This window comes from Burkholderia sp. HI4860 (genome assembly GCF_002223045.2).
In the GTDB taxonomy this organism is placed as follows: domain Bacteria; phylum Pseudomonadota; class Gammaproteobacteria; order Burkholderiales; family Burkholderiaceae; genus Burkholderia.
In genome coordinates this window covers 1,039,833-1,060,162 of sequence record NZ_NKFO02000005.1, presented here as the reverse complement: position 1 = coordinate 1,060,162, position 20,330 = coordinate 1,039,833, and the positions used below count along the sequence as shown (strand labels likewise).

Here is a 20,330-nt window from a genome sequence, read left to right as displayed (position 1 = left end):
CGGCGCATTCGCTTGCATGTAAAAGTAGGGCGCGATACTCTGCCGAGCCGCTCGCACGCCTGTCGTGACGGGCGATGCGGCGGCTGCGCGCCACCGTTGAAAGCAATTCGTCAGATTCACGAGCGGACGTTTGTGCAAATTCATTTTGAATGTTCACATGCGTCGCTAAACTGGACTCGCCATGTCGCGCGCCGAGTCACTTGCCCGGGAATTCCATGTCAGACTCCGTTACCGCAGCGCCGGCGGTATCCCCGCCACCACTACCGAAGGACACGCTCGGCTGCGTGGCCAGCCTGCTGGCGAAGGATGTCGAGACCGCCACCGGCGGCCTGCGGCTTCACCGCAAATGCATGCGCGAAGCGCACGTGGAACACATCGACATGCCTGCGTGCGACCGCGGCTTCCTGGTCGGCGTGTCGCTGGCCGGCGGCCATCGCCGCACGCTCTACGGGCGCGCCGGCGCAAGCGAGCGCCGGTTTCAGCATCACTCGATCTACATTCGCGATTTCTCGCGCCACTTCCATGCGGACCTGTACGGCAACTTCGACTTCGTGCTGGTCGAGCTGCCGCATGCGTATCTCGAGCGCGTGGGCCCGGAGCATGGGGGGCAGGCAATCGGCGGCCTCACGTGTCGCCCCGACGTGCGCGATCCGGTGCTCGGCCATCTCGCGCACGCGGTGGCCGACAGCCTCGACGCGCCCGGCCCGCTGAACGCGCTGTTCATCGAGCAGGTGGGGCTCGCGATCGGCACGCACCTCGTGCGCCGTTACGGCAACGCGAGCACGCGCGAACTCGACCACAAGGGCAGCCTGTCGCCGGCGAAACTGGCGCGCGCACAGGAACTGTTGCTGGAAAAGGCGGATCTCGGCGTGTCGATCGAGGAAGTGGCGAACGAATGCGACCTGTCGCGCGGTTACTTCATTCGCGCATTCTCGCGCACCACCGGCCGCACGCCGCACCAGTGGCTGCTCGAACAGCGCGTGACGCGTGCCCGCGAACTGATCGAGACGTCCGACATGACGCTCGCCGACATCGCGATCGCGTGCGGCTTCGCGGACCAGAGCCATCTGAACCGCGTCTTCGCGCGGATCGTCGGCCATCCGCCCGGCGCGTGGCGGCGCGCACGCTCGCGCTGAAGCGTCTGCGCGGTCGCGGTCGCGCGCCGACCGCCCGGCCGATTGTTCAATCGAGGTTCATGCCGCCATCCGTCTGATCCGACAGATTGCGGCGTCAGCCCGCTCCATCCACCTTTTCTGTGGAGGGAGCGGGCTCATCGCTTTATCCCGGTCGTCGTACCGTCACCGAATGGCGGGACGACTGCCAGCCGGGTCTCGTCCATGGTTGAGCACAAGTGACGAGGACGAGGCCGCCGCCCCGCCCCCAGGCGCTCGCAAAAAAGCGTCAAGGGCGATGAAGCGCGCGGGCCCACGTCGGGGAGTCGCAATGGGTCCGCGTCGCCATGTCAGACCGCCCAGCAGGAGCACCCGAACGCGCCCCAGAAGCCCTTTGCGTCTGACGTCGGTAGCGCACTCGCCCATGCACTCGCGTGCGCGTGCTGGTGAACGTTGCACGCGTTCGCGCAACCGCACATCGCAGCGGCGGCCGCCCGTTGCAGCGGCGCGCCGGCGCGCTGCGTCGCGCCCCAGCCGCCATAGCCGCCGAACTCGCGCACGGGCGACCAGTCGGGCATCGCAGGCGGGATCGGCGCGTCGTGCGACGCGAACGGGCCCGCCCCCCACACGATCTTTCCGTCCACGACCGTCAGCAACGCCGTCGTGCCGGCGATGTCGTCCTCGGCACACCCGAAGAAATCGCGATCCGGGACCACCAGGTCGGCCAGCTGCCCCACCGCGATGCGCCCTTTCTTGCCTTCTTCGTTCGAGAACCACGTCACGTACTCGGTCCACATGCGCAGTGCCGTCTCCCGATCGAGCAGGTTGCGCTGCGGGTACATCCGCAGGCCGCCGACCGTCTTGCCGGTGACGAGCCACGCGAGCGACACCCACGGGTTGTACGACGCGACGCGGGTCGCGTCGGTGCCGGCCGAGACCTTGAGGCCTTTCGACAGCATCTTCGCGACCGGCGGCGTCGCTTCGGCCGCCTGCGCGCCATAGCGCTCGACGAAGTATTCACCCTGGTACGCCATCCGGTGCTGCACCGCGATGCCGCCGCCGAGCGCGGCGATCCGGTCCATCGATTTCTCGGTGATGGTTTCCGCATGATCGAAAAACCAGTTCAGCCCTTCGAGCGGGATGTCCTCGTTCACCTTTTCGAACACGTCGAGCGCGCGGCTGATGGTCTCGTCGTAGGTCGCGTGCATGCGCCACGGCCAACGGTTTTCCGCGAGCACGCGCACCACGCCCTCGAGATCATCCTCCATCTGCTCGGGCAGGTCCGGGCGCGCCACCCGGAAGTCTTCGAAGTCGGCCGCGGAAAACGCCAGCATCTCGCCGGCGCCGTTATTGCGGAAATAGTCGGTGCCGTCGTGGTACTTGACGCTCTTCGTCCAGTTCACGAAGTCTTCCTTCTCCGCGTTCGGCTTCTGCGTGAACAGGTTGTAGGCGATCCGGATCGTCATCTCACCCGTGTCGTGCAGCTTGCGGATCACCTCGTAGTCTTCCGGGTAATTCTGCGAGCCGCCGCCCGCGTCGATCACGCCCGTCACGCCGAGCCGGTTCAGCTCGCGCATGAAATGGCGCGTCGAGTTGTATTGATACTCGAACGGCAGCTTCGGGCCCCTCGCGAGCGTCGCGTAGAGGATCGTCGCGTTCGGGTTCGCAAGCAGCAGGCCGGTCGGGTTGCCGGCCGCATCGCGGACGATGGTCCCGCCCGGCGGCTCCGGCGTGTCCTTCGTGTAGCCGACCACCCGTAGCGCGGCCGCGTTCAGCAACGCGCGATCGTACAGGTGCAGGATGAAAACCGGGGTGTCCGGCGCGGTGGCATTGAGTTCGTCGATCGTCGGCAGCCGTTTCTCCACGAATTGATGCTCGGTGAAGCCACCGACCACGCGGACCCACTGCGGCGCGGGCGTCACGGCCACCTGGCGCTTGAGCATGTCCATCGCGACCGAGAGCGAGGGCACGCCGTCCCAACGCAGTTCCATGTTGTAGTTCAGGCCACCGCGAATCACGTGGCAGTGGTTGTCGATCAGACCCGGCAGTACGCCACGGCCGCCGAGATCGACCACCTTCGTCGCGCGGCCCGCGAGCGGCATCACGTCCGCGTCGCTGCCGACGGCGACGAAGCGGCCGGCGGCAATCGCGACCGCCGTCGCGACGGGGTTCGCGCGATCGAGCGTCGTGAATCTGCCGTTGTGCAGGATCAGATCCGGCTGGGTCACGGTTGCGGTCATATGCATCACCTCTTGTTGATCAGAAGCCAAGCAGCTGTTTCACGGTGGGCAACGCTTGCACGCCGATCAGCATGCCGAGCAACCCGACCAGCGCAATCAGCGGCGGTGCGGGAGAGCGAACCTTGATGGCGCTGTAAATCACGCCGATCAGCAGGCCCGCACCAAGGGAAACCAGATAAGGTTCCATGCGATGAATCTCCCGGAAAATTCGAATGCAGCGGCCGTGTTCCGATCAGCCTGCTGCGGGCGGCATGCGTGTTTCGATCACGTCCGCCACCCGCGCAATGACGCCCATGCGGCGCGTTCGAATCGAACCCGCCGCACCGGCATCAGCGATCGCTGGCCCTCTGCGCTTACTTCGCCGGAACGGCCGGGATCGACTCGTGCGGCGTCGCGGTGCGCGGCGCGGCCTTGTGGACCATCGTGTATGCGTAGTCGACGCCCATCCCGTACGCGCCCGAATGCTCCTTCGCGATCGCCATCACGGCGTCGTACGTCTCGCGGTGCGCCCAGTCGCGCTGCCACTCGAGCAGCACCTGCTGCCACGTGACGGGCACGACGCCCGCCTGCACCATGCGCTGCATCGCGAAGTCGTGCGCGGCCTGCGTGGTGCCGCCCGACGCGTCGGCGACCATGTAGATTTCGTAGTCGCCTTCGAGCATCGCGCACAGCGCGAACGTCGTGTTGCAGACTTCGGTCCACAGGCCGGACACGATCACCTTCTTGCGGCCGTTCGCGGCCAGTGCGTCGCGCACCTTCTGGTCGTCCCACGAATTCATCGACGTGCGTTCCAGCGTCTTCTGGTTCGGGAACACGTCGAGCAGCTCCGGATACGTGTGACCGGAGAAGCTCTCGCTTTCGACCGTCGTGATCGTGGTCGGGATGTTGAAGACCTTCGCAGCCTTCGCGAGCCCGACGACGTTGTTCTTCAGCGTCTGGCGATCGATCGACTGCACGCCGAATGCCATCTGCGGCTGCTGGTCGATGAAGATCAGCTGGCTGTTGTGCGGGGTAAGTACTTCAAGCTTCGGGTTGCTCATGGCGGTGATGTCCTTTGACGCAGGGAGAAATAAGGCTCGCCGGGCCGACGAATCCGCGACGCGTCGAATACGCTGGAGCGGAAAACTCGGCAGCCGGCCTGCGTCATTCAATAGGCTAATGAGCGACCACACCAGTTAATTGTTCTGATGCTCGCGGCCTTCATGAATCCAGGCTGAAAAGATCTGAATTTCATTGAATGGACCCACAACGAACAGGCAGAACTGATAGGCTGACCCAGGGACTGTCGGATCGATTCCAGATCGGTAGTTGTCCATATTTCCAACTGCCGTCACACCATTCCATGCCTATGAAACCCTACACTGCTTCGCTGTTCGCCGGCCTCCTCGCCGGCATCGTTTATGCGCTGATCGGCGTGCAATCGCCGGCGCCGCCTGCCGTCGCCCTGGTGGGCCTGCTTGGCATTCTGGCCGGCGAACAGATTCTTCCGCTGGCGCGACGCGTGTTCAGCGGAATCCGGCTGGGAACCGCATGGCGCGACGCGAAGTGCAGCCAGCACATGTTCGGTGCGCTGCCAGGCGCCCAAGCAACCGACGCGGCCGCGAAGCGTCGCGAATCGACACCGCTGTGATCGGAAAATTCGGGCGCATGCGACCAGGACGGTCGAGGCGCTCGCGTGTGTTTCGAGATGTTCGTCAATGGCCTGCGTGAACGGCGTGTGCGCGCAGGCCGTTGCCGACCTGCCCGTGCCTGGCGTCGTTCGGTCATGCGCGCGCCGCCCTGACAGAAGCGGCGGCGCGCGCCGCGTCACCAACCGAACTTCGCTTCCACGCCGACATAGTCGGCATTACGCGCGCCCAGCGCGCGAATCGAATCGGCGAGCTGGAAGTGCACCGCCTCGACGGCCAGGGCCGTGTTCGCGTTGACGAGCCAGTCCACGCGAGCCTGCGCGTACATCCCCGTCCACGCGCCGCCCTTGCCTGCCGTGCCCGGCACCGCCGACATGCCCTGCCCGTAGATCGCATCGGCCGTCGTCTGCCGCCACTGGAAGCCGACGGCGGTGAGCACCGTGACCGAGCTGGCGGGCTTGAAGGTCAGCGACGGCTTCACATGGATCAGGTTGCTGTATCCGGTGTAACCGGCGAGCGTGAAGTAATAGCCGTTCGGAAACATCGGGTTGAACGTGCCCACGCGCCGGTCGCCCGGGTGAGCGTCGCCCGACGCGCCGTCGACCTGGATCCCGATGCGCGGCGTGCCGGCCGTCTTCGCGAACGTATAGCCGCCCAGCGCGCCGAACGCCCATGCACCGACCGTGTCCTGCCCGACGCGGCCCGTCTGCAGCATCGCCTCGACGTCCCAGTCGAGCCCGTCGGCCTTGCCCGCATAGCGCATGTCGAATACGTCGCGCCGCTCGGTGCCCGACGCATCCGGAAAGCGCGCGTTGTCGCGCGTGTAGCGCGACCAGTACGCGGACAGGTCGCCGGGCCCCGTGCCGTTGCGCTCGACGCGCACGCCGTCGAATCGCAGGTGCCGGTTCGACACGTCGTCGAACGCGGCGGCGTCGCGATACTGCACCGGGCGCGTCACATAGCCGATCATCCGCCACTTGCCGATTTCGTAATCGGCCCACAGTGCGTCGAACGCCTGCCGCACGTTCGGGCCGTCACGCACCGACACGAAGCGTTGCAAGTCGAACGCCATCTCCTGCCGGCCGACCCGCGTCTTCAACGTGCCGGGGCCGATCTGGTCGACATACGCGACGAACGCCTGCTCGATGTCGAGCTGGTCCTTGTCGACCGGGCCGACCGTATTCTTGCCGAACGGCCGCGCATCGACGAACTGCACGAACGCCTGCAGATGGCCGCGATAGCGCAGGTCCGCATGCACGTTCGTGCGCTGGATCACGTAGTTGTCGTCATGCGCGGAGCCGAGGCCGAACAGCGGCGCGTTGTTCAGTTCGAAACGCTCGCGCAGGTTCACGCCGAGCGACAGGTAGGTCGACGGGTCGTCGCCGAGCGGCACGTATTTCAGTGCGTCGAACGGCTTGCGCGGCACGCACGGATTCGCGAGCACCGACCAGTCCTCCTGCCAGCGGTTGAACAGCACGGTCGGACGCTTCGCGGTGCACGCCACGGCGGCGCTCGCGGCCGCCGGCGCCGGCGGCTGAGCGGCGGCCGCGGCTGCGACGGCCGGCGCATCGGCACCGGCCGCCGTCCCGGCATGCAGCGCGACGCCGCCGGCCAGCACGACGCCCGGCAGCGCGCCGCGCCACGATGGTTTGATCGGCCGGCGCACCGTTATTTCGACCGTGCGTGGATTTCGGCGACGTAGCCGCCCGGGAACTGCACGAGCGCCGCGTCGCGGCCGTCCGACGTGAACGGCGGCACGAGCACGGTCACGCCCGCGGCTTCGGCCTGCTTCAGCGTCGTGGCCAGGTCGGCGACTTCATAGCCGGTCATCTCGCGCCCGAACGGGTAAGGCAGATGGCCGTCCGTCGCGAGCACCGTCATCTTGCCGAAGCCCGATTCGATACGAATGCGGCGGTACGTGTCGTTCGGCCGGCCGATCTCGATGCCCGGCGCCTTGCGCACGTCCGACACGATCTTGCCGTGCGAGAACGCGGCGAAGTCGTGCGCGAGCTTGCCCGCGCGTTCCGGCGACACGTACACGCGGTTTTCCGGCACCGTCTTCAACGGGTCGTAATTCGGCGCCTGCGTGTGCCAGTACAGCTGCATGTTCACGCCGCCCGGCCAGCGAATGATCGCGTCGCGCCCGATCGGATCGGGGAACGTCGCGACGACCACGTCCGCGCCGTGCGCACGCGCCGATTTCACGGCCACGTCCATGTCGGTCACCAGATAGCCGGTGCGCTCCTCGCAGAACGGATACGGGATCGGCGTCTTGAAGCCGAACACCGAGATCGTGCCGACCGGCGTGAGCACCAGTTGCGACATCGTCTGGCTCGGCGTCGGCGTGACCTGGAACACGCCCTGCTTCGACTTCTTGCCGCCGAACGTCGCGACGAAGCTGTCGGTGAAACGATCGAAGTCTTCCGGCGCGACGCACACGTGCGTCGTGTCGTACTGCGGGCCGACCGCGACCGCCGGGAAGCGCGCGGCGGCCGGCTGGCGCGCCGTGTCGTCCAGATGCGTTTCGTCGGCATGCGACGGGGCGGCCGCCAGCAATGCAGCGAGCATCGCCGTCGACGCAGTCGTCATGCGCAGCACATGGCGCAGGTTCAGTGAAATCATCGGGTTCTCCTTGAAGGTGGCGCACGGCGGCACGCCGCGCGCGAAAACGGGTTCAGCGCGCGGCCGGCAGCTCGGCCGCGCGTGCGGATCGATACGTGAGAAAGCCCAGCACCGCGAGCGGCAGCGCGAGCGCCCAGAACGCGGCATACAGGTACGCCGTCGCGCCGGCGCCCGCGCCGAGCGCGAAACCGGCCACCGGCGGCAGCGTGCGCTGCAGCCGCGCGCGGGCGGCGTCCCGTTCGGCCGGCGCGGCGATCGGCACGAGCCAGTCGAACGCATCGATGACGGCCTGCGTGACGTTGCCGGTCATCACCGTGTTGGCGACCACCGAGCGCGCGGTCAGCCGGCCATGCGCGTTCTGCACGCCCATCGCCGCCGCGCCGAGCAGCCCGCAGACGATCGTCGCGGGCGCGTCGGCGCTGCCGATCGGCGACGCCGCGATCCCCGCGAACATGAAGCCGGCGAGCAGGATCGCCTGCAACGCGTACAGCGAACCGGCCCGCGCGCCGTGACCGCGCACGCGCATCCGGTGGTCGAGCAGGCGGGCGGCCACGATCCCGGCGATGAAGGCCGGAAACGCGAGCCATTTGATCAGCAGCCCCTGCCCGACCCCGGCCAGGCCCGAGCCGATCAGGATGAAGTTGCCGGTCACATGGGCGGTAAAGAGGCCGAACAGCGCGACGAAGCCGAGCGTGTCGACATAGCCTGCGATCGATGCGAGAAAGACGTCCTCGCCGGGCAGGCGATCGGGCGCGGCCGCACCGGCGGCCGTTACTTGTCCAGGTTGCATGTCGTGGTTTCCGTGGGTTTGCCGGTGGAGTCCGCTTCCTGGACCTGCGGGGCCGGCGGCCACAACCGCGCCTGCGCGAACGGAATTGCATGCTCGCCGAGCACGATGCCGGGCAACCCGGCCAGCGCGATCAGCGGCGACGCGGGAGATTGCACGCGCACGCGGTAGTCCGGCAGGCCGACTGCGATGCCGGCTCCCAGCGGGTTCAGATAGGGCATGGTCCGTTCCGGTTGCGCCGCCGCGCCGGGCCGGCCGGACGGCGCCCGGCCCTTGCGGCGGTTCGGTAGCAAGACTAGGGGGCGCGGACCTGAAAGTCACGGCGGCGAACTGAATTCTTCTGAAGCAGCGGTGGCGTCGGAAGCGCAACGCATCGCGGAAATCGAACCGGACTTGAGCCTGCACGCGAGCCTCTTCCATCCCGGCGTGCACAAGCGGGTATGCGGATTGCCGGTGCCCGACGATCTCGACACCGAAATCGAACGGCAGGTCGACGCGTTCCCGAACGGCACGCCGGCCGCACCGCACCGCGTGGCATGCGGCGCCTCCGCCGCCCCGCCAAACGCCGCCGAGGTTGAGCGGCGGCGCACGCGTCACGCTGTCAATCAGGAATCAGGCCGCTTCAGAACGATTCAACCGTTGCGTCGGTGGCTTGCCCTATGCTCGACCATCATCGGGAGACATCGGATGGAACACGGATCGGGCCGCAAGGCCGTCATCGTCGGCGGGTCGGTCGGCGGGCTGTTCGCCGCGACCGCCCTGCGCGCCACCGGCTGGGACGTCGGCGTATTCGAGCAATCACCGCATGACCTGGACAGCCGCGGCGGCGGCATCGTGCTGCAGCCGCCGATCGAGCGGGCGTTCGCATTCGGCAACGTACCGCTGCCGCGCGAGGCCGCCGTCGATTCGATCGACCGGATCTACGTCGATGCGCACGACCGCATCGTGCAACGCTTCGCAATGCCGCAAACGCAGACCGCGTGGAACGTGATCTACACGGCGTTGAAGCGCGCGCTGCCGGCCGGCGTCGTCCGTGCGGGCGACGCGTTCGAGCGATTCGAGCAGGACGGCGAGCGGATCGTCGCGCATTTCGCGAGCGGCCACGCCGAGACGGCCGACCTGCTGATCGGTGCGGACGGCGGCCGCTCGGCGGTGCGTGCCCAGTTGATGCCGGACGTGCGGCCGACGTATGCGGGCTATGTCGCCTGGCGCGGGCTCGTCGACGAGCGGGTGCTGCCCGAACAGGTGCTGAATCTGCTGCGCGAGCGCTTCACGTTCCAGCAAGGCGACGCGCACCTGTTCCTCGCCTATCTGGTGCCCAGTGCGGACGGCGCGATCGAGGCGGGCAAGCGGCGCGTGAACTGGGTCTGGTACCGGCGTCTCGCGCCCGACCGGCTGCGGTCGCTGTTCGTCGCGCGCGACGGCACGCAGCGCGACGGGTCGCTGCCGCCCGGCGCGATGCGCGACGACAGCCGCGCGGAACTCGTCGACGCCGGTGGCCGGATGCTCGCGCCGACGCTCGCCGCGCTCGTCGACGCGACACCCGCGCCGTTCGCGCAGGCGATCCAGGATCTCGCGGTCGAACGGATGGCGGTGGGGCGTGCGGTGCTGCTGGGCGACGCCGCATGCCTCGTTCGCCCGCACACGGCAGCCGGTGTCGCGAAAGCGGCCGACGATGCGGTCGGCCTCGCGCAAGCGCTGCGTGAAGTCGGCCACGGCCGCGGGTTCGACGCCGCGCTGGCGGGCTGGGACGCCCGTCAGCGCGCCGCGAGTGCGGTGATCGCCGCGCGCGGCATCGCATTGGGCGCCCGCTTGATGGGCGCGGCCTGAACGTGGGCCGGCCGCGTGCCGGCGGGCCGGCGCAGCGCCTCGCTCGACGGGTTGAGCGCGCGCAGCACGCTGGCGCGGCCGCCATCGTCGTCGGGCAGTTGCGGCTGGCCGCGCGCGGCGGCCGGCGCGCCCTGCGCCGCGAGCCACGCGGCGAGCGCCAGGCCCGCCACGCGTGCCGTTACCGTGGCCCGCTTCATCGCGCGCTCGCCGTCGAGACGGGCGCCGCCGCGGGCGTTCCCACGCTCGCCGTCGCGGTGCGCGGCTCGCCGTGCGCGATCGCATACAGCTCGCGATTGCGCGCGATCGTCTGCGCGCTCGGCGGATAGTCCCAGTTCGGTGTGGGCAGCGTGCCGTCGCGCTCCGCTCGGATCAGGTCGGCGACCACGTCGGCGCGGGTGAGCGCATGGTCGGCGGTTTGCGCCAATGCGGCGATGGGCGCGCTCAGTGCGCAGGAAAGCAGGACTGCACGAATCAGGTTGTTCATGACGTTCACCTCTCGAGATGGCGTGTTCGCGTCCGCAGATCAGGCCGGACCTCCGCTCCGCATCGATGCGATGAGGAGTGGTGTCCATTCTGCGATTCGCGCGCTTTCCGGAAGGTGAGGCTTCGATTACGGTCTTGTCATCGGGTCGCGGCCCGGCCGCACGGCCGTGTCAGTCAGCGCGCAACCGTTTCCGGGTTCCGCACGCTGCCCAGAAACCGCGTCAACTCCACCGTCTGCGGACGCTCGAAGATCTCGTCGGCCGTCCCGGTCTCCCACACGCGTCCCTGGTGCATGAACACGATCCTGTCGCTCACCGCACGCGCGAAGTTCATCTCGTGGGTGACCATGATCAGCGTCATGTCCTCGCGCGCGAGCTGCTCGATCACGCCCAGCACCTCGCCGACGAGCTCGGGATCGAGTGCCGACGTGATTTCGTCGCACAGCAGCACGCTCGGCTTCATCGCGAGCGCACGCGCGATCGCGACGCGCTGCTGCTGGCCGCCCGACAGGTGTTCCGGAAACGCGTCGAACTTGTCGCCGAGGCCGACGCGCTCGAGCATCAGCTCCGCGATCGCGCGCGCCTGCTGGGGGTGCGACTTCTTCACCACCGACTGCGCGAGCATCACGTTCTGTCCGGCGCTCAGGTGCGGAAAGAGGTTGTATTGCTGGAACACCATGCCGACCTTCAGCCGCAGCGCACGCAAGTCCGCATGTCGTGCATCGACGCTTTCGCCGTCGACCGAGATCGTGCCCGCGTCGATGCTCTCGAGCCCGTTGAGCGTGCGCAGCAGCGTGCTCTTGCCCGAGCCGCTGCGGCCGATGATCGACACCACCTGCCCGCGCTCGACGGACAGGTCGATGCCCTTGAGCACATGATGAGTGCCGAAGTGCTTTTCGAGACCCCGGGTTTCAACGAGCGGCATGCCATCTCCTTTGCAACGTGCGCGCATAACGGGTAAGCGGATAGCAGAGCGCGAAATAGATCAGCGCGACGAGGCCATACACGACGAACGGCCGGAACGTCGCGTTCGAGATCGCGATACCGGCCTTCGTCAGCTCGGTGAAGCCGATGATCGACACGAGCGCCGTATCCTTCACCGCCTGCACGCCGAAGCCGACCGTCGGCGCGATCGCGATGCGCGCGGCCTGCGGCAGGATCACGTGACGCAACTGCTCGACATAGCTCATCGCCAGGCTGGCCGACGCCTCCCACTGCCCTTTCGGCACCGCCTCGACACAGCCGCGCCAGATCTCCGCCAGATAGGCGCTGGTGAAGAACGTGAGCCCCGCCGTGGCCGCGACCCACGGCGAAACGTCGAGCCCGACGAGCGGCAGGCCGAAGAACACGATGAACAGTTGCATCAGCAACGGCGTGCCCTGGAACACTTCGATATAGAGCTTGGCGATGCCGCGCAGCGCCGTCGAATTCGACACGCGCATCACGAGCAGCCCGAGGCCGACGAGGCCGCCGGAGACGAACGACACGATCGACAGCACGATCGTCCAGCGCGCGGCCAGCAGCAGGTTCGCGAGAATCTGCCCGAACGTGAAATCGGTCATCGCGCACCTCGCACGCGGCGGGAAAACAGGCGGCGGCCCATCGCGCCGAGCGTGGCGCGCATCAGCAGCGCCATCGCCAGATACGCGAGCGTGATCACGAAGTACGTCTCGAAGGCGCGGAAGTTGCGCGACTGGATGTAGCCGGCCGCATAGGTCAGGTCGGCCACCGAGATCTGCGACACGACCGCCGAACCGAGCATCGTGATCACGATCTGGCTAGACAGCGCGGGAAACACCTTGGCGAGCGCCTGCGGCAGCACGACGTGGCGCAGCATCTGCGCGCGCGACATCGCCAGCGCGGACGCCGCCTCCAGATGCCCTTTCGGCACGGCGGCCACGCCCGCGCGCACGATCTCGACCGAGTACGCGCCGAGGTTGAGCGTCATCGCGAGGATCGCGGCCGTGTATTCGTCGATATGCACGCCGAGCGCCGGCAAGCCGAAGAAGATGAAGAACAGCTGGACGACGAACGGCGTATTGCGAATCGCCTCGACGTACGCGCCGATCAATGGGCGCAACCGCACGGCCGCACGCGCGTCGGCACTGTACGCGGCCGCGCCGAGCACGCCGACGGCCACGCCGAGCACGGTCGCGACCGCCGTCAGCGCGAGCGTGATCGCCGCGCCGCTCGCGAACACGCCGGCGTAATCGGCGAGTTCGCCGAATTGAAGCTGGTAGCTCATGGGAAGCGGATGAATTCGGGTTCGGACAACGACACGCGCCGCGCCGGGCGTCCCGGCCGCGGCGACGTGTCAGGCTGCACTGCGATTCGTCACAGCCCGGCCGGCAGCGGCTGGCCGAGCCACTTGCGCGACAGCTCGCCGAGCGAACCGTCCTGCTTCGCATGCGCGATCGCATCGTCGATCTTCGCGAGCAGGCGCGGTTCGTTCTTGTTGACGCCGACGAAGCACGGCGAATTCTTGATCACGAACTTGACCTCGGGGCGGCGCGGCGGATTCTTCGCGAGAATCGCCGCCGCGACGATGTTGCCGGCCGCGATCAGTTGGACCTGCCCCGACAGGAACGCCTGGATCGTCGCGTTGTTGTCCTCGAAGCGCTTGATCGTCGCGTTCGGCGCGAGCTGCGACAGCGCGATCTCCTCGAGCGCGCCGCGCGTCGCGCCGACCGTCTTGCCGGTGAGGTCGGCGGGCGCGCTCACCTTCACGTCGGACGGCCCGAACACGCCCTGGAAGTACGGCGCGTACGCGCTCGAGAAATCGATGACCTTCTCGCGCTCCGGCGTCTTGCCGAGCGACGAAATCACCATGTCGACCTTGTTGGTCGTCAGGTACGGAATCCGGTTCGCGCTGTTCACCGGCACCAGCTTCAGCTTGACGCCGAGCGCCTTGGCGAGGAGTCCTGCCATGTCGATGTCGTAGCCCTGCGGCTGCATGTCCGTGCCGACCGAACCGAACGGCGGATAGTCCTCGGGCACCGCGACGCGCAGCGTACCGTTTTTCGCGATGGTGTCGAGCGCATCGGCGTGGGCCGGCGCGGCGGCGAACAGCGCGATCACGGGGGCGGCGAACAGCGCAGCCAGCCAGGTGCGTCGGGGGAACGGTCGGGTCGTCGGGCTCACGGTGAATCTTCCTTGTCTGGTATGTCGTCGGGCAGCGCGCAACGATTGCGCGGCCGACACCATTCCAGCAAAAACCGGGCCATCGCCGTGAAACGCTTGCCGTACCGGCGCCAGACGGAAATTTCGATACGCCGGATTCCTCATTTCGGTGCATGAGCCGGCGCCGTCGGTAACGGTTGCCCCCGCAGCGCGCGCCGGCGCACCAAATTACCTATCCGGTTCACCCGGCGCCGACACCCTATGCATGGATTCGAACAGGCCCAGTCCAAATTTGCATTCCGTTTGTGACCGGAATTACGGCTGAATACGTTCGCGACGTACCGTGCCTTTCGTCACGTCCGACGAACCGCCATCAGGACGGGCGCGCTCGATTACGCGCGCCGGCCCGCCGGTACCGGTGGTCCCGATCGTCCGCGATCGGGATGAATCCCATCCCCTCCCTGCGCGAGGAACCCGTCATGGCATCGATTCCCGACCCGTCGACAACCGGCGAAACCGACAAACGCAGCTGGCTCGAATCGCACGAAGCCGGCTATCACAAGACCCTCGGCAATCGACAGGTGCAGATGATCGCGATCGGCGGGGCCATCGGCACCGGGCTGTTTCTCGGCGCCGGCGCCCGGCTGCAGGCCGCCGGCCCGGCGCTCGCGATCGTCTATCTCGTCTGCGGCGCGTTTTCCTTCCTGATCCTGCGCGCGCTCGGCGAGCTCGTGATGCATCGCCCGAGCAGCGGCAGCTTCGTGTCGTACGCACGCGAATTCCTCGGCGAGAAGGCGTCGTTCGTCGCCGGCTGGATGTACTTCCTGAACTGGGCGATGACCGGCATCGTCGACATCACCGCCGTCGCGCTCTACATGCATTACTGGGCGCCGTTCGCGGCCGTGCCGCAGTGGATCTTCGCGCTCGTCGCGCTGTGCATCGTCGCGACGATGAACCTGATCGGCGTGAAATGGTTCGCGGAAATGGAGTTCTGGTTCGCGCTGATCAAGGTCGCCGCGATCGTGCTGTTTCTCGTGATCGGCGCGGCGATCCTCGGCACGGGCATGCCGGTGGCCGGCCATGGCACCGGCCTGCATCTGATCACCGACAACGGCGGGTTCTTTCCGCACGGACTGATGCCGGCGCTGGTGCTGGTGCAGGGCGTGGTGTTCGCGTTCGCGGGCGTCGAACTGGTCGGCACGGCCGCCGGCGAATGCAAGGATGCGCGCAAGGTGCTGCCGCGCGCGATCAACAACGTGATCTGGCGCATCGCGATTTTCTACGTCGCATCCGTCGTTCTGCTGGTCTGCCTGCTGCCGTGGAGTGCGTACAAGGCGGGCCAGAGCCCGTTCGTCACGTTCTTCGGCGCGCTCGGTGTGCCGGGCATCGGCTCGGTGATGAACCTGGTGGTGCTCACGGCCGCGCTGTCGAGCCTCAACTCCGGCCTGTATTCGACGGGGCGTGTTCTGCGTTCGCTGTCGATGGGCGGCTCGGCCCCCGCGTTCCTCGCGCGGATGAGCGGGCAATCCGTCCCGTACGCGGGCATTCTGGTGACGGTCGCGATCTATGTGGTCGGCGTGCTGCTCAACTATCTGGTGCCGTCGAGCGTGTTCGAGATCGTGCTGAACATCGCGTCGCTCGGCATCATCAGCACATGGGGCTTCATCGTCGTGTGCCAGATGAAGTTCCGCGCCGCGGTCAGGCGCGGCGACGTGGAGGACGTATCGTTCAGGATGCCTGGCGCGCCCGTGACGTCGTGGCTCACGCTGCTGTTCCTGCTCGGCGTGCTGGTGTTGATGGCATTCGACTACCCGAACGGGACCTGGACGATCGCGTCGATCCCGCTGGTCGCGCTGCTGCTCGTGGCCGGCTGGAAATGGCTGAGCCGTCGCGCGCGCCGCGCGTTGCTCAAGCCGACGATTCCGTCGATCGCGCTCACGCAGAACGTGCTCGAGAACGGCGACGACTGACTCGCTACGGCATGCGTGCCGTCCGTCGAAGGAACCGCCGTCGGGCCGCGGACGGCGGTCGCCAATCGCGCTCAGTGATGGTCGTACAGCGGGTGCTCGTCGAGCGACGCGAGCGATTGCGCATCAGTGCGCTTTGCGGCGACGCTCGGTGCGGCGGCCGGTTGCGCTTGCTGCGCGGCGACCTTCGCCTCGGCGGCCTGGATGTCTTCGGGATAGTTCGGATCGTTACTGACCGGCCGATAACCGGCCTGTTCGACGCGGACGAGATCGGCGCGCACGTCGGCCCGTGTGAGCGCATGGTCGGTGGTTTGCGCAAATGCGACGATCGGTGCGCTCAGTGCGCAGGAAAGCAGGACTGCACGAATCAGGTTGTTCATGATGTTCACCTCTCAATGATGGCGTGTTCGCGTCCGCAGATCAGGCCGGACATCCGCTCCCCATCGATGTGATGAAGAGTTGGATTCATTCTGCGATTCGCGCGCTTTCCTGAAGGTGAGGCTTCGATTACGGTTTTGTTATCCGACCGCCCGCGTCCGTCCTGCGCGGGCCGACCCGGTTCGCCGCACGCGGCACGGGCCCGCCACACGACGCGCGGGCCAATCGAGCATCGCGTTCATGCGGGCACGTCGAGCGGCCGTACTTCCGGAATCATCGCGGCCTGGCCGCGCACGATGCCCTCCGCGTCGATCAGTTGCCACACCGTCGCGCGTTCGATCCAGAACCGCTTGCCGGACTTCGTCACGCGCACGCCGCGGTATTCGGACACGAAGCCGTCGCGCATCACCTTGTCGAGAAACACCTGGGGCTCGTGTCGCTCCATCGGCTCCGCCGACAGACGGGACGGCAACGCCGTCAGTTCGTCCCAGTCGTATTCGAAAATCGCCTGCGCGCGCCGGTTGCCGTACACGAACACCGGATCGGCCGACGTGTCGTGCGCAAGCACGCCGAACGGCGCCGTATCGTACAGCCACGCTGCGCCGTCGGAGGCGCTCATGCCGTCGGGCACGAGCGGCCGGTTCACGAGCCGGCGATACGAGTCGGCAAGAAGGAGGAAGAAGTTTGCATCGGTGCGCAACGACATCGGTCTGGCTCCTGAAATCGGCGGGATACGCGAATGAGCGAAGGTTTGCCGCCGGACATTATGGATGAAGCAGCGCCCTGCCGTCGGCGCCCGCGCAGATAACAGCGTCGTAATCTTCGAGTCAGGGTCGGGTCAACGCCACGCCGGCAGACTGCGTGCTCGTCGCATCGAATGCGCGTCCATTCCCCGCTTCGAGGAGCACCATCATGTGGATCGTCCGGCTGGCGTTACGCAGGCCCTACACGTTCGTCGTACTCGCGCTGCTGATCTTCATCGCGGGGCCGCTCGCGCTGCTGCGCACGCCCACCGACATCTTCCCGAACATCGACATTCCGGTCGTCAGCATCGTGTGGTCATACAACGGCTTCTCCGCCGAAGACATGGCCAAGCGCATCACGTCGAACTACGAACGCGCGCTCACGTCGGACGTCGACGACATCGAGCACATCGAATCGCAGTCGCTGAACGGCGTGTCGGTCGTGAAGATCTTCTTCCACCCGGGCGCCGACATCAATCGCGCGATCGCGGAAGCCGCGAGCAACGCCGCGTCGATCCTGCGCATCCTGCCGCCCGGCACGCTGCCGCCGAACATCATCACGTACAACGCGTCGACGGTGCCGATCCTGCAGCTCGGGCTGTCGAGCAACACGCTCGCCGAGCAGCAGCTGTACGACCTCGGCAACAGCTTCATCCGCACGCAGCTCGCGACCGTCCAGGGCGCGGCCGTGCCGTTGCCGTTCGGCGGCAAGATCCGCCAGATCGTCGTCGATCTCGACACGCGTGCGCTGCAGGCGAAGGGCCTCGCGCCGATCGACGTGGTGAACGCGATCAACGCGCAGAACCTGATCCTGCCCGGCGGCACCGCGAAGATCGGCACGCACGAGTACGACGTGCAGATGAACGGCAGCACCCAGACGGTGGCCGCGCTGAACGACCTGCCGGTGAAGACGATCGGCGGCAACGTCGTCTATGTGCGCGACGTCGCTCACGTGCGCGACGGCTACGCGCCGCAGACCAACATCGTGCGCGTGGACGGCAAGCGCGCGGCGCTGCTGACCGTCGAGAAGACGGGCAGTGCGTCGACGCTGACGATCATCGACCAGGTGAAGGCGATGCTGCCGAAGATCGCGGCCGGGCTGCCGAAGGCGCTGCACATTTCGCCGCTCGACGACCAGTCGGTGTTCGTGAAGGCGGCGGTCCAGGGTGTCGTGCGCGAAGCGCTGATCGCCGCGTGCCTGACCGCGCTGATGATCCTGCTGTTCCTCGGCAGCTGGCGCGCGACGCTGATCATCGCGATCACGATCCCGCTCGCGGTGCTCACGTCGCTGCTCGCACTCGCCGTGCTCGGCCAGACCATCAACATCATGACGCTCGGCGGGCTCGCGCTCGCGGTCGGGATCCTGGTGGACGACGCGACCGTCGCGATCGAGAACATCACGCATCACCTCGAGCTCGGCGCGCCGCTCGAGGAGGCCATCCTGACCGGCGCGGGCGAAATCGCGGTGCCGACCTTCGTGTCGACGCTGTCGATCTGCATCGTGTTCGTGCCGATGTTCCTGCTCACCGGCGTCGCACGCTACCTGTTCGTGCCGCTGGCCGAAGCGGTGATCTTCGCGATGATCGCGTCGTACTTCTTCTCGCGCACGCTGGTGCCGACGCTCGCGATGGCGCTGATGCGCGCAAAGGGCCACGGCCGGCCACCGCGCGGCGTGTTCGCCCGCTTCGTGCGCTTCCAGGCCGCGTTCGAACATCGCTTCGAGGCCGTCCGGCTGCGCTATCGCGCGCTGCTCGCCGCGGCGATCGCCCGGCGCCGCCGCTTCGCGGCCGCGTTCCTGCTCGCCTGCGTCGCATCGACCGGCCTGTTCGCGTTCGCCGGCCAGGACTTCTTTCCGTCGGTCGATACCGGCGAGATCCGCCTGCACCTGCGCGCGCCGACCGGCACGCGGATCGAGGAAACCGCACGGCTCACCGACGAAGTCGAAGCGACGATCCGCAACGTGATCCCGGCGAACGAACTCGCGGGTGTGCTCGACAACATCGGCGTGCCGGTGAGCGGGATCAACCTCACGTACGACGCGTCCGACCCGATCGGCACCGGGGACGCCGACGTGCTGATCACGCTGAAGCCGAACCATGCGTCCACCGCGGCGTACGTCGCGAAGCTGCGCAACGTGCTCGCGCAGTCGTTCCCCGGCGTGACGTTCGCGTTCCTGCCGGCCGACATCGTCAGCCAGATCCTCAATTTCGGGCTGCCCGCGCCGATCGACATCCAGATCGTCGGCAACCAGCTCGACCAGAACCGCGCGGTCGCGAACGCGCTGCTCGCGAAGCTGCGCGGCGTGCGCGGCCTCGTCGACGCGCGCATCCAGCAACCCGGCGACGAACCGGCGATCGACGTGAACGTCGACCGCACCAAGGCGATCCTGGCCGGGCTGCAGCAGCGCGACGTCGCGCAGAACCTGTTGATCGCGCTGTCCGGCAGCTCGCAGACCACGCCGAACTTCTGGCTCGATCCGCGCAACGGCGTCAGCTACCCGGTGCTCGTGCAGACGCCGCAATACACGGTGAATTCGCTGCAGGCGCTCGCGAACGTGCCGCTGCCAGCCGGCACCGCCCGCGCGCCGCAGACGCCGGCCGGCGGCCCGGCGGCCGGCGCACCCGCGCAGAACCTGCTCGGCACGCTCGGCAGCTTCTCGCGCACGACGCAGCAGGCCGTGGTGTCGCACTACAACGTGCAGCCGGTGCTCGACCTCTTCGCGTCGGTGCAGGGGCGCGACCTCGGCGGCGTCACGGCCGACGTGACGAAGCTCGTCGACGAAGCCCGCGCGCAACTGCCGCCCGGCTCGTCGATCGTGCTGCGCGGCCAGGTGCAGGCGATGCATGAGTCGTTCGCCGGACTGCTCGGCGGCCTCGTGCTCGCGATCGCGCTCGTCTACCTGCTGATGGTCGTCAATTTCCAGTCGTGGCTCGACCCGCTCGTGATCGTCGGCGGCCTGCCCGCGTCGCTCGCCGGCATCGCGTGGATGCTGTTCGTCACGCGCACGACGCTGTCCGTGCCTGCGCTGACGGGCACGATCCTGTGCATCGGCATCGCCACCGCGAACAGCATCCTCGTCGTGAACACGGCGCGCGAGCTGCTCGCCGGCGGCGCGCCGCCGTGGCAGGCCGCGCTGGACGCCGGGTTCAGCCGCTTCCGCCCGGTGCTGATGACCGCGCTCGCGATGCTGATCGGCATGCTGCCGATGGCGCTCGGCCTCGGCGACGGCGGCGAGCAGAACGCGCCGCTCGGCCGCGCGGTGATCGGCGGGCTCGCATTCGGCACGGTGTCGACGCTGCTGTTCGTGCCGGTCGTGTTCGGCTTCGTCCACGCGTGGCTCGACCGGCGTCGCGAGGCCGCGGCCGCACGGCGCGCGCAGCCCACCTCCGATACGCCGGCGCTCGGCTGATCGCGCCGCCGC

The 20,330-nt window shown here is 67.7% G+C and carries 20 protein-coding genes; 5 read left to right on the top strand and 15 right to left on the bottom strand.

Going from position 1 to position 20,330, the window contains the following annotated elements:
* Window positions 1–215 precede the first annotated feature (215 nt).
* Window positions 216–1,136 carry an AraC family transcriptional regulator gene (locus CFB34_RS38785; RefSeq protein ID WP_089444075.1) on the top strand — a complete coding sequence of 307 codons (921 nt, stop codon included), beginning with the start codon at window positions 216–218 and terminating at the stop codon, window positions 1,134–1,136.
* A 326-nt stretch (window positions 1,137–1,462) separates the two neighbouring features.
* Here CFB34_RS38785 and CFB34_RS38780 read toward each other — a convergent pair whose 3' ends face one another.
* From CFB34_RS38780 to CFB34_RS38770, 3 genes are all read right to left on the bottom strand, one after another.
* Window positions 1,463–3,352, bottom strand: coding sequence for an amidohydrolase (locus tag CFB34_RS38780; RefSeq protein ID WP_089444210.1), 1,890 nt, complete (start codon window positions 3,350–3,352; stop codon window positions 1,463–1,465).
* 19 nt (window positions 3,353–3,371) lie between these two features.
* Window positions 3,372–3,539, bottom strand: coding sequence for a DUF1427 family protein (locus CFB34_RS38775; protein WP_039362659.1), 168 nt, complete (start codon window positions 3,537–3,539; stop codon window positions 3,372–3,374).
* 166 nt (window positions 3,540–3,705) lie between these two features.
* Window positions 3,706–4,392: a hydrolase gene (locus CFB34_RS38770; RefSeq protein ID WP_089444074.1), complete on the bottom strand. Its 687-nt coding sequence runs from the start codon at window positions 4,390–4,392 to the stop codon at window positions 3,706–3,708.
* A gap of 308 nt (window positions 4,393–4,700) precedes the next feature.
* Here CFB34_RS38770 and CFB34_RS38765 point away from each other — a divergent pair, with 308 nt between their 5' ends.
* Window positions 4,701–4,982, top strand: a complete 282-nt coding sequence (locus CFB34_RS38765; protein WP_089444073.1) for a XapX domain-containing protein — start codon at window positions 4,701–4,703, stop codon at window positions 4,980–4,982.
* Between the two features lie 176 nt (window positions 4,983–5,158).
* Here CFB34_RS38765 and CFB34_RS38760 read toward each other — a convergent pair whose 3' ends face one another.
* The 4 genes from CFB34_RS38760 to CFB34_RS38745 are packed head-to-tail and all read right to left on the bottom strand — an operon-like array spanning window position 5,159 to window position 8,610.
* Window positions 5,159–6,634, bottom strand: coding sequence for an alginate export family protein (locus tag CFB34_RS38760; RefSeq protein ID WP_089444209.1), 1,476 nt, complete (start codon window positions 6,632–6,634; stop codon window positions 5,159–5,161).
* 14 nt (window positions 6,635–6,648) lie between these two features.
* Window positions 6,649–7,602 (bottom strand): glyoxalase, encoded by a 954-nt coding sequence (locus tag CFB34_RS38755; RefSeq protein ID WP_089444072.1) that lies wholly within the window; start codon window positions 7,600–7,602, stop codon window positions 6,649–6,651.
* A gap of 52 nt (window positions 7,603–7,654) precedes the next feature.
* Window positions 7,655–8,392, bottom strand: a complete 738-nt coding sequence (locus CFB34_RS38750) for a YoaK family protein (protein WP_089444071.1) — start codon at window positions 8,390–8,392, stop codon at window positions 7,655–7,657.
* Window positions 8,374–8,610, bottom strand: coding sequence for a DUF1427 family protein (locus CFB34_RS38745; protein WP_089444070.1), 237 nt, complete (start codon window positions 8,608–8,610; stop codon window positions 8,374–8,376). Before CFB34_RS38745 ends, CFB34_RS38750 begins: the two co-directional genes overlap by 19 nt.
* Before the next feature lie 466 nt (window positions 8,611–9,076).
* Here CFB34_RS38745 and CFB34_RS38740 point away from each other — a divergent pair, with 466 nt between their 5' ends.
* Window positions 9,077–10,219: an FAD binding domain-containing protein gene (locus tag CFB34_RS38740; protein WP_089444208.1), complete on the top strand. Its 1,143-nt coding sequence runs from the start codon at window positions 9,077–9,079 to the stop codon at window positions 10,217–10,219.
* Here the strand turns inward: CFB34_RS38740 and CFB34_RS38735 are convergent.
* The 6 genes from CFB34_RS38735 to CFB34_RS38710 form a co-directional block, all read right to left on the bottom strand.
* A complete protein-coding gene (locus CFB34_RS38735) occupies window positions 10,147–10,416 on the bottom strand; it encodes a hypothetical protein (protein ID WP_089444069.1) in 270 nt (89 codons plus the stop codon). The two genes, CFB34_RS38740 and CFB34_RS38735, sit on opposite strands and share 73 nt — an antisense overlap.
* Window positions 10,413–10,703, bottom strand: coding sequence for a DUF4148 domain-containing protein (locus tag CFB34_RS38730; protein ID WP_089444068.1), 291 nt, complete (start codon window positions 10,701–10,703; stop codon window positions 10,413–10,415). The genes CFB34_RS38735 and CFB34_RS38730 overlap by 4 nt, the downstream gene beginning before the upstream one ends.
* Before the next feature lie 173 nt (window positions 10,704–10,876).
* A complete protein-coding gene (locus CFB34_RS38725; protein ID WP_089444067.1) occupies window positions 10,877–11,626 on the bottom strand; it encodes an amino acid ABC transporter ATP-binding protein in 750 nt (249 codons plus the stop codon).
* Window positions 11,613–12,263 carry an amino acid ABC transporter permease gene (locus CFB34_RS38720; protein ID WP_089444066.1) on the bottom strand — a complete coding sequence of 217 codons (651 nt, stop codon included), beginning with the start codon at window positions 12,261–12,263 and terminating at the stop codon, window positions 11,613–11,615. Before CFB34_RS38720 ends, CFB34_RS38725 begins: the two co-directional genes overlap by 14 nt.
* Window positions 12,260–12,946 (bottom strand): amino acid ABC transporter permease, encoded by a 687-nt coding sequence (locus tag CFB34_RS38715; protein ID WP_089444065.1) that lies wholly within the window; start codon window positions 12,944–12,946, stop codon window positions 12,260–12,262. The genes CFB34_RS38720 and CFB34_RS38715 overlap by 4 nt, the downstream gene beginning before the upstream one ends.
* Window positions 12,947–13,035: 89 nt before the next feature.
* Complete coding sequence (locus CFB34_RS38710; RefSeq protein ID WP_089444064.1) at window positions 13,036–13,842, bottom strand: transporter substrate-binding domain-containing protein; 807 nt, start codon at window positions 13,840–13,842, stop codon at window positions 13,036–13,038.
* A gap of 458 nt (window positions 13,843–14,300) precedes the next feature.
* Here CFB34_RS38710 and ansP point away from each other — a divergent pair, with 458 nt between their 5' ends.
* Window positions 14,301–15,791 carry an L-asparagine permease gene (gene ansP / locus CFB34_RS38705; RefSeq protein WP_089444063.1) on the top strand — a complete coding sequence of 497 codons (1,491 nt, stop codon included), beginning with the start codon at window positions 14,301–14,303 and terminating at the stop codon, window positions 15,789–15,791.
* 71 nt (window positions 15,792–15,862) lie between these two features.
* On the opposite strand, the gene CFB34_RS38700 is transcribed toward ansP, so the two are convergent.
* Window positions 15,863–16,168, bottom strand: a complete 306-nt coding sequence (locus CFB34_RS38700; RefSeq protein ID WP_089444207.1) for a DUF4148 domain-containing protein — start codon at window positions 16,166–16,168, stop codon at window positions 15,863–15,865.
* 236 nt (window positions 16,169–16,404) lie between these two features.
* Window positions 16,405–16,872: an MEKHLA domain-containing protein gene (locus CFB34_RS38695; protein WP_089444062.1), complete on the bottom strand. Its 468-nt coding sequence runs from the start codon at window positions 16,870–16,872 to the stop codon at window positions 16,405–16,407.
* Between the two features lie 206 nt (window positions 16,873–17,078).
* Here CFB34_RS38695 and CFB34_RS38690 point away from each other — a divergent pair, with 206 nt between their 5' ends.
* A complete protein-coding gene (locus CFB34_RS38690; RefSeq protein WP_089444061.1) occupies window positions 17,079–20,318 on the top strand; it encodes an efflux RND transporter permease subunit in 3,240 nt (1,079 codons plus the stop codon).
* Window positions 20,319–20,330 lie beyond the last annotated feature (12 nt).

What these genes read in the sequence shown, in the direction of transcription:
- CFB34_RS38765 (WP_089444073.1), top strand. Translation starts at nt 4,701, where the DNA reads ATGAAACCCTACACTGCTTCGCTGTTCGCCGGCCTCCTCGCCGGCATC.
- CFB34_RS38690 (WP_089444061.1), top strand. Translation starts at nt 17,079, where the DNA reads ATGTGGATCGTCCGGCTGGCGTTACGCAGGCCCTACACGTTCGTCGTA.
- CFB34_RS38745 (WP_089444070.1), bottom strand. Translation starts at nt 8,610, where the DNA reads ATGCCCTATCTGAACCCGCTGGGAGCCGGCATCGCAGTCGGCCTGCCG.
- ansP (WP_089444063.1), top strand. Translation starts at nt 14,301, where the DNA reads ATGGCATCGATTCCCGACCCGTCGACAACCGGCGAAACCGACAAACGC.
- CFB34_RS38775 (WP_039362659.1), bottom strand. Translation starts at nt 3,539, where the DNA reads ATGGAACCTTATCTGGTTTCCCTTGGTGCGGGCCTGCTGATCGGCGTG.
- CFB34_RS38755 (WP_089444072.1), bottom strand. Translation starts at nt 7,602, where the DNA reads ATGATTTCACTGAACCTGCGCCATGTGCTGCGCATGACGACTGCGTCG.
- CFB34_RS38780 (WP_089444210.1), bottom strand. Translation starts at nt 3,352, where the DNA reads ATGACCGCAACCGTGACCCAGCCGGATCTGATCCTGCACAACGGCAGA.
- CFB34_RS38695 (WP_089444062.1), bottom strand. Translation starts at nt 16,872, where the DNA reads ATGTCGTTGCGCACCGATGCAAACTTCTTCCTCCTTCTTGCCGACTCG.
- CFB34_RS38720 (WP_089444066.1), bottom strand. Translation starts at nt 12,263, where the DNA reads ATGACCGATTTCACGTTCGGGCAGATTCTCGCGAACCTGCTGCTGGCC.
- CFB34_RS38770 (WP_089444074.1), bottom strand. Translation starts at nt 4,392, where the DNA reads ATGAGCAACCCGAAGCTTGAAGTACTTACCCCGCACAACAGCCAGCTG.
- CFB34_RS38700 (WP_089444207.1), bottom strand. Translation starts at nt 16,168, where the DNA reads ATGAACAACCTGATTCGTGCAGTCCTGCTTTCCTGCGCACTGAGCGCA.
- CFB34_RS38740 (WP_089444208.1), top strand. Translation starts at nt 9,077, where the DNA reads ATGGAACACGGATCGGGCCGCAAGGCCGTCATCGTCGGCGGGTCGGTC.
- CFB34_RS38750 (WP_089444071.1), bottom strand. Translation starts at nt 8,392, where the DNA reads ATGCAACCTGGACAAGTAACGGCCGCCGGTGCGGCCGCGCCCGATCGC.
- CFB34_RS38730 (WP_089444068.1), bottom strand. Translation starts at nt 10,703, where the DNA reads ATGAACAACCTGATTCGTGCAGTCCTGCTTTCCTGCGCACTGAGCGCG.
- CFB34_RS38735 (WP_089444069.1), bottom strand. Translation starts at nt 10,416, where the DNA reads ATGAAGCGGGCCACGGTAACGGCACGCGTGGCGGGCCTGGCGCTCGCC.
- CFB34_RS38715 (WP_089444065.1), bottom strand. Translation starts at nt 12,946, where the DNA reads ATGAGCTACCAGCTTCAATTCGGCGAACTCGCCGATTACGCCGGCGTG.
- CFB34_RS38725 (WP_089444067.1), bottom strand. Translation starts at nt 11,626, where the DNA reads ATGCCGCTCGTTGAAACCCGGGGTCTCGAAAAGCACTTCGGCACTCAT.
- CFB34_RS38785 (WP_089444075.1), top strand. Translation starts at nt 216, where the DNA reads ATGTCAGACTCCGTTACCGCAGCGCCGGCGGTATCCCCGCCACCACTA.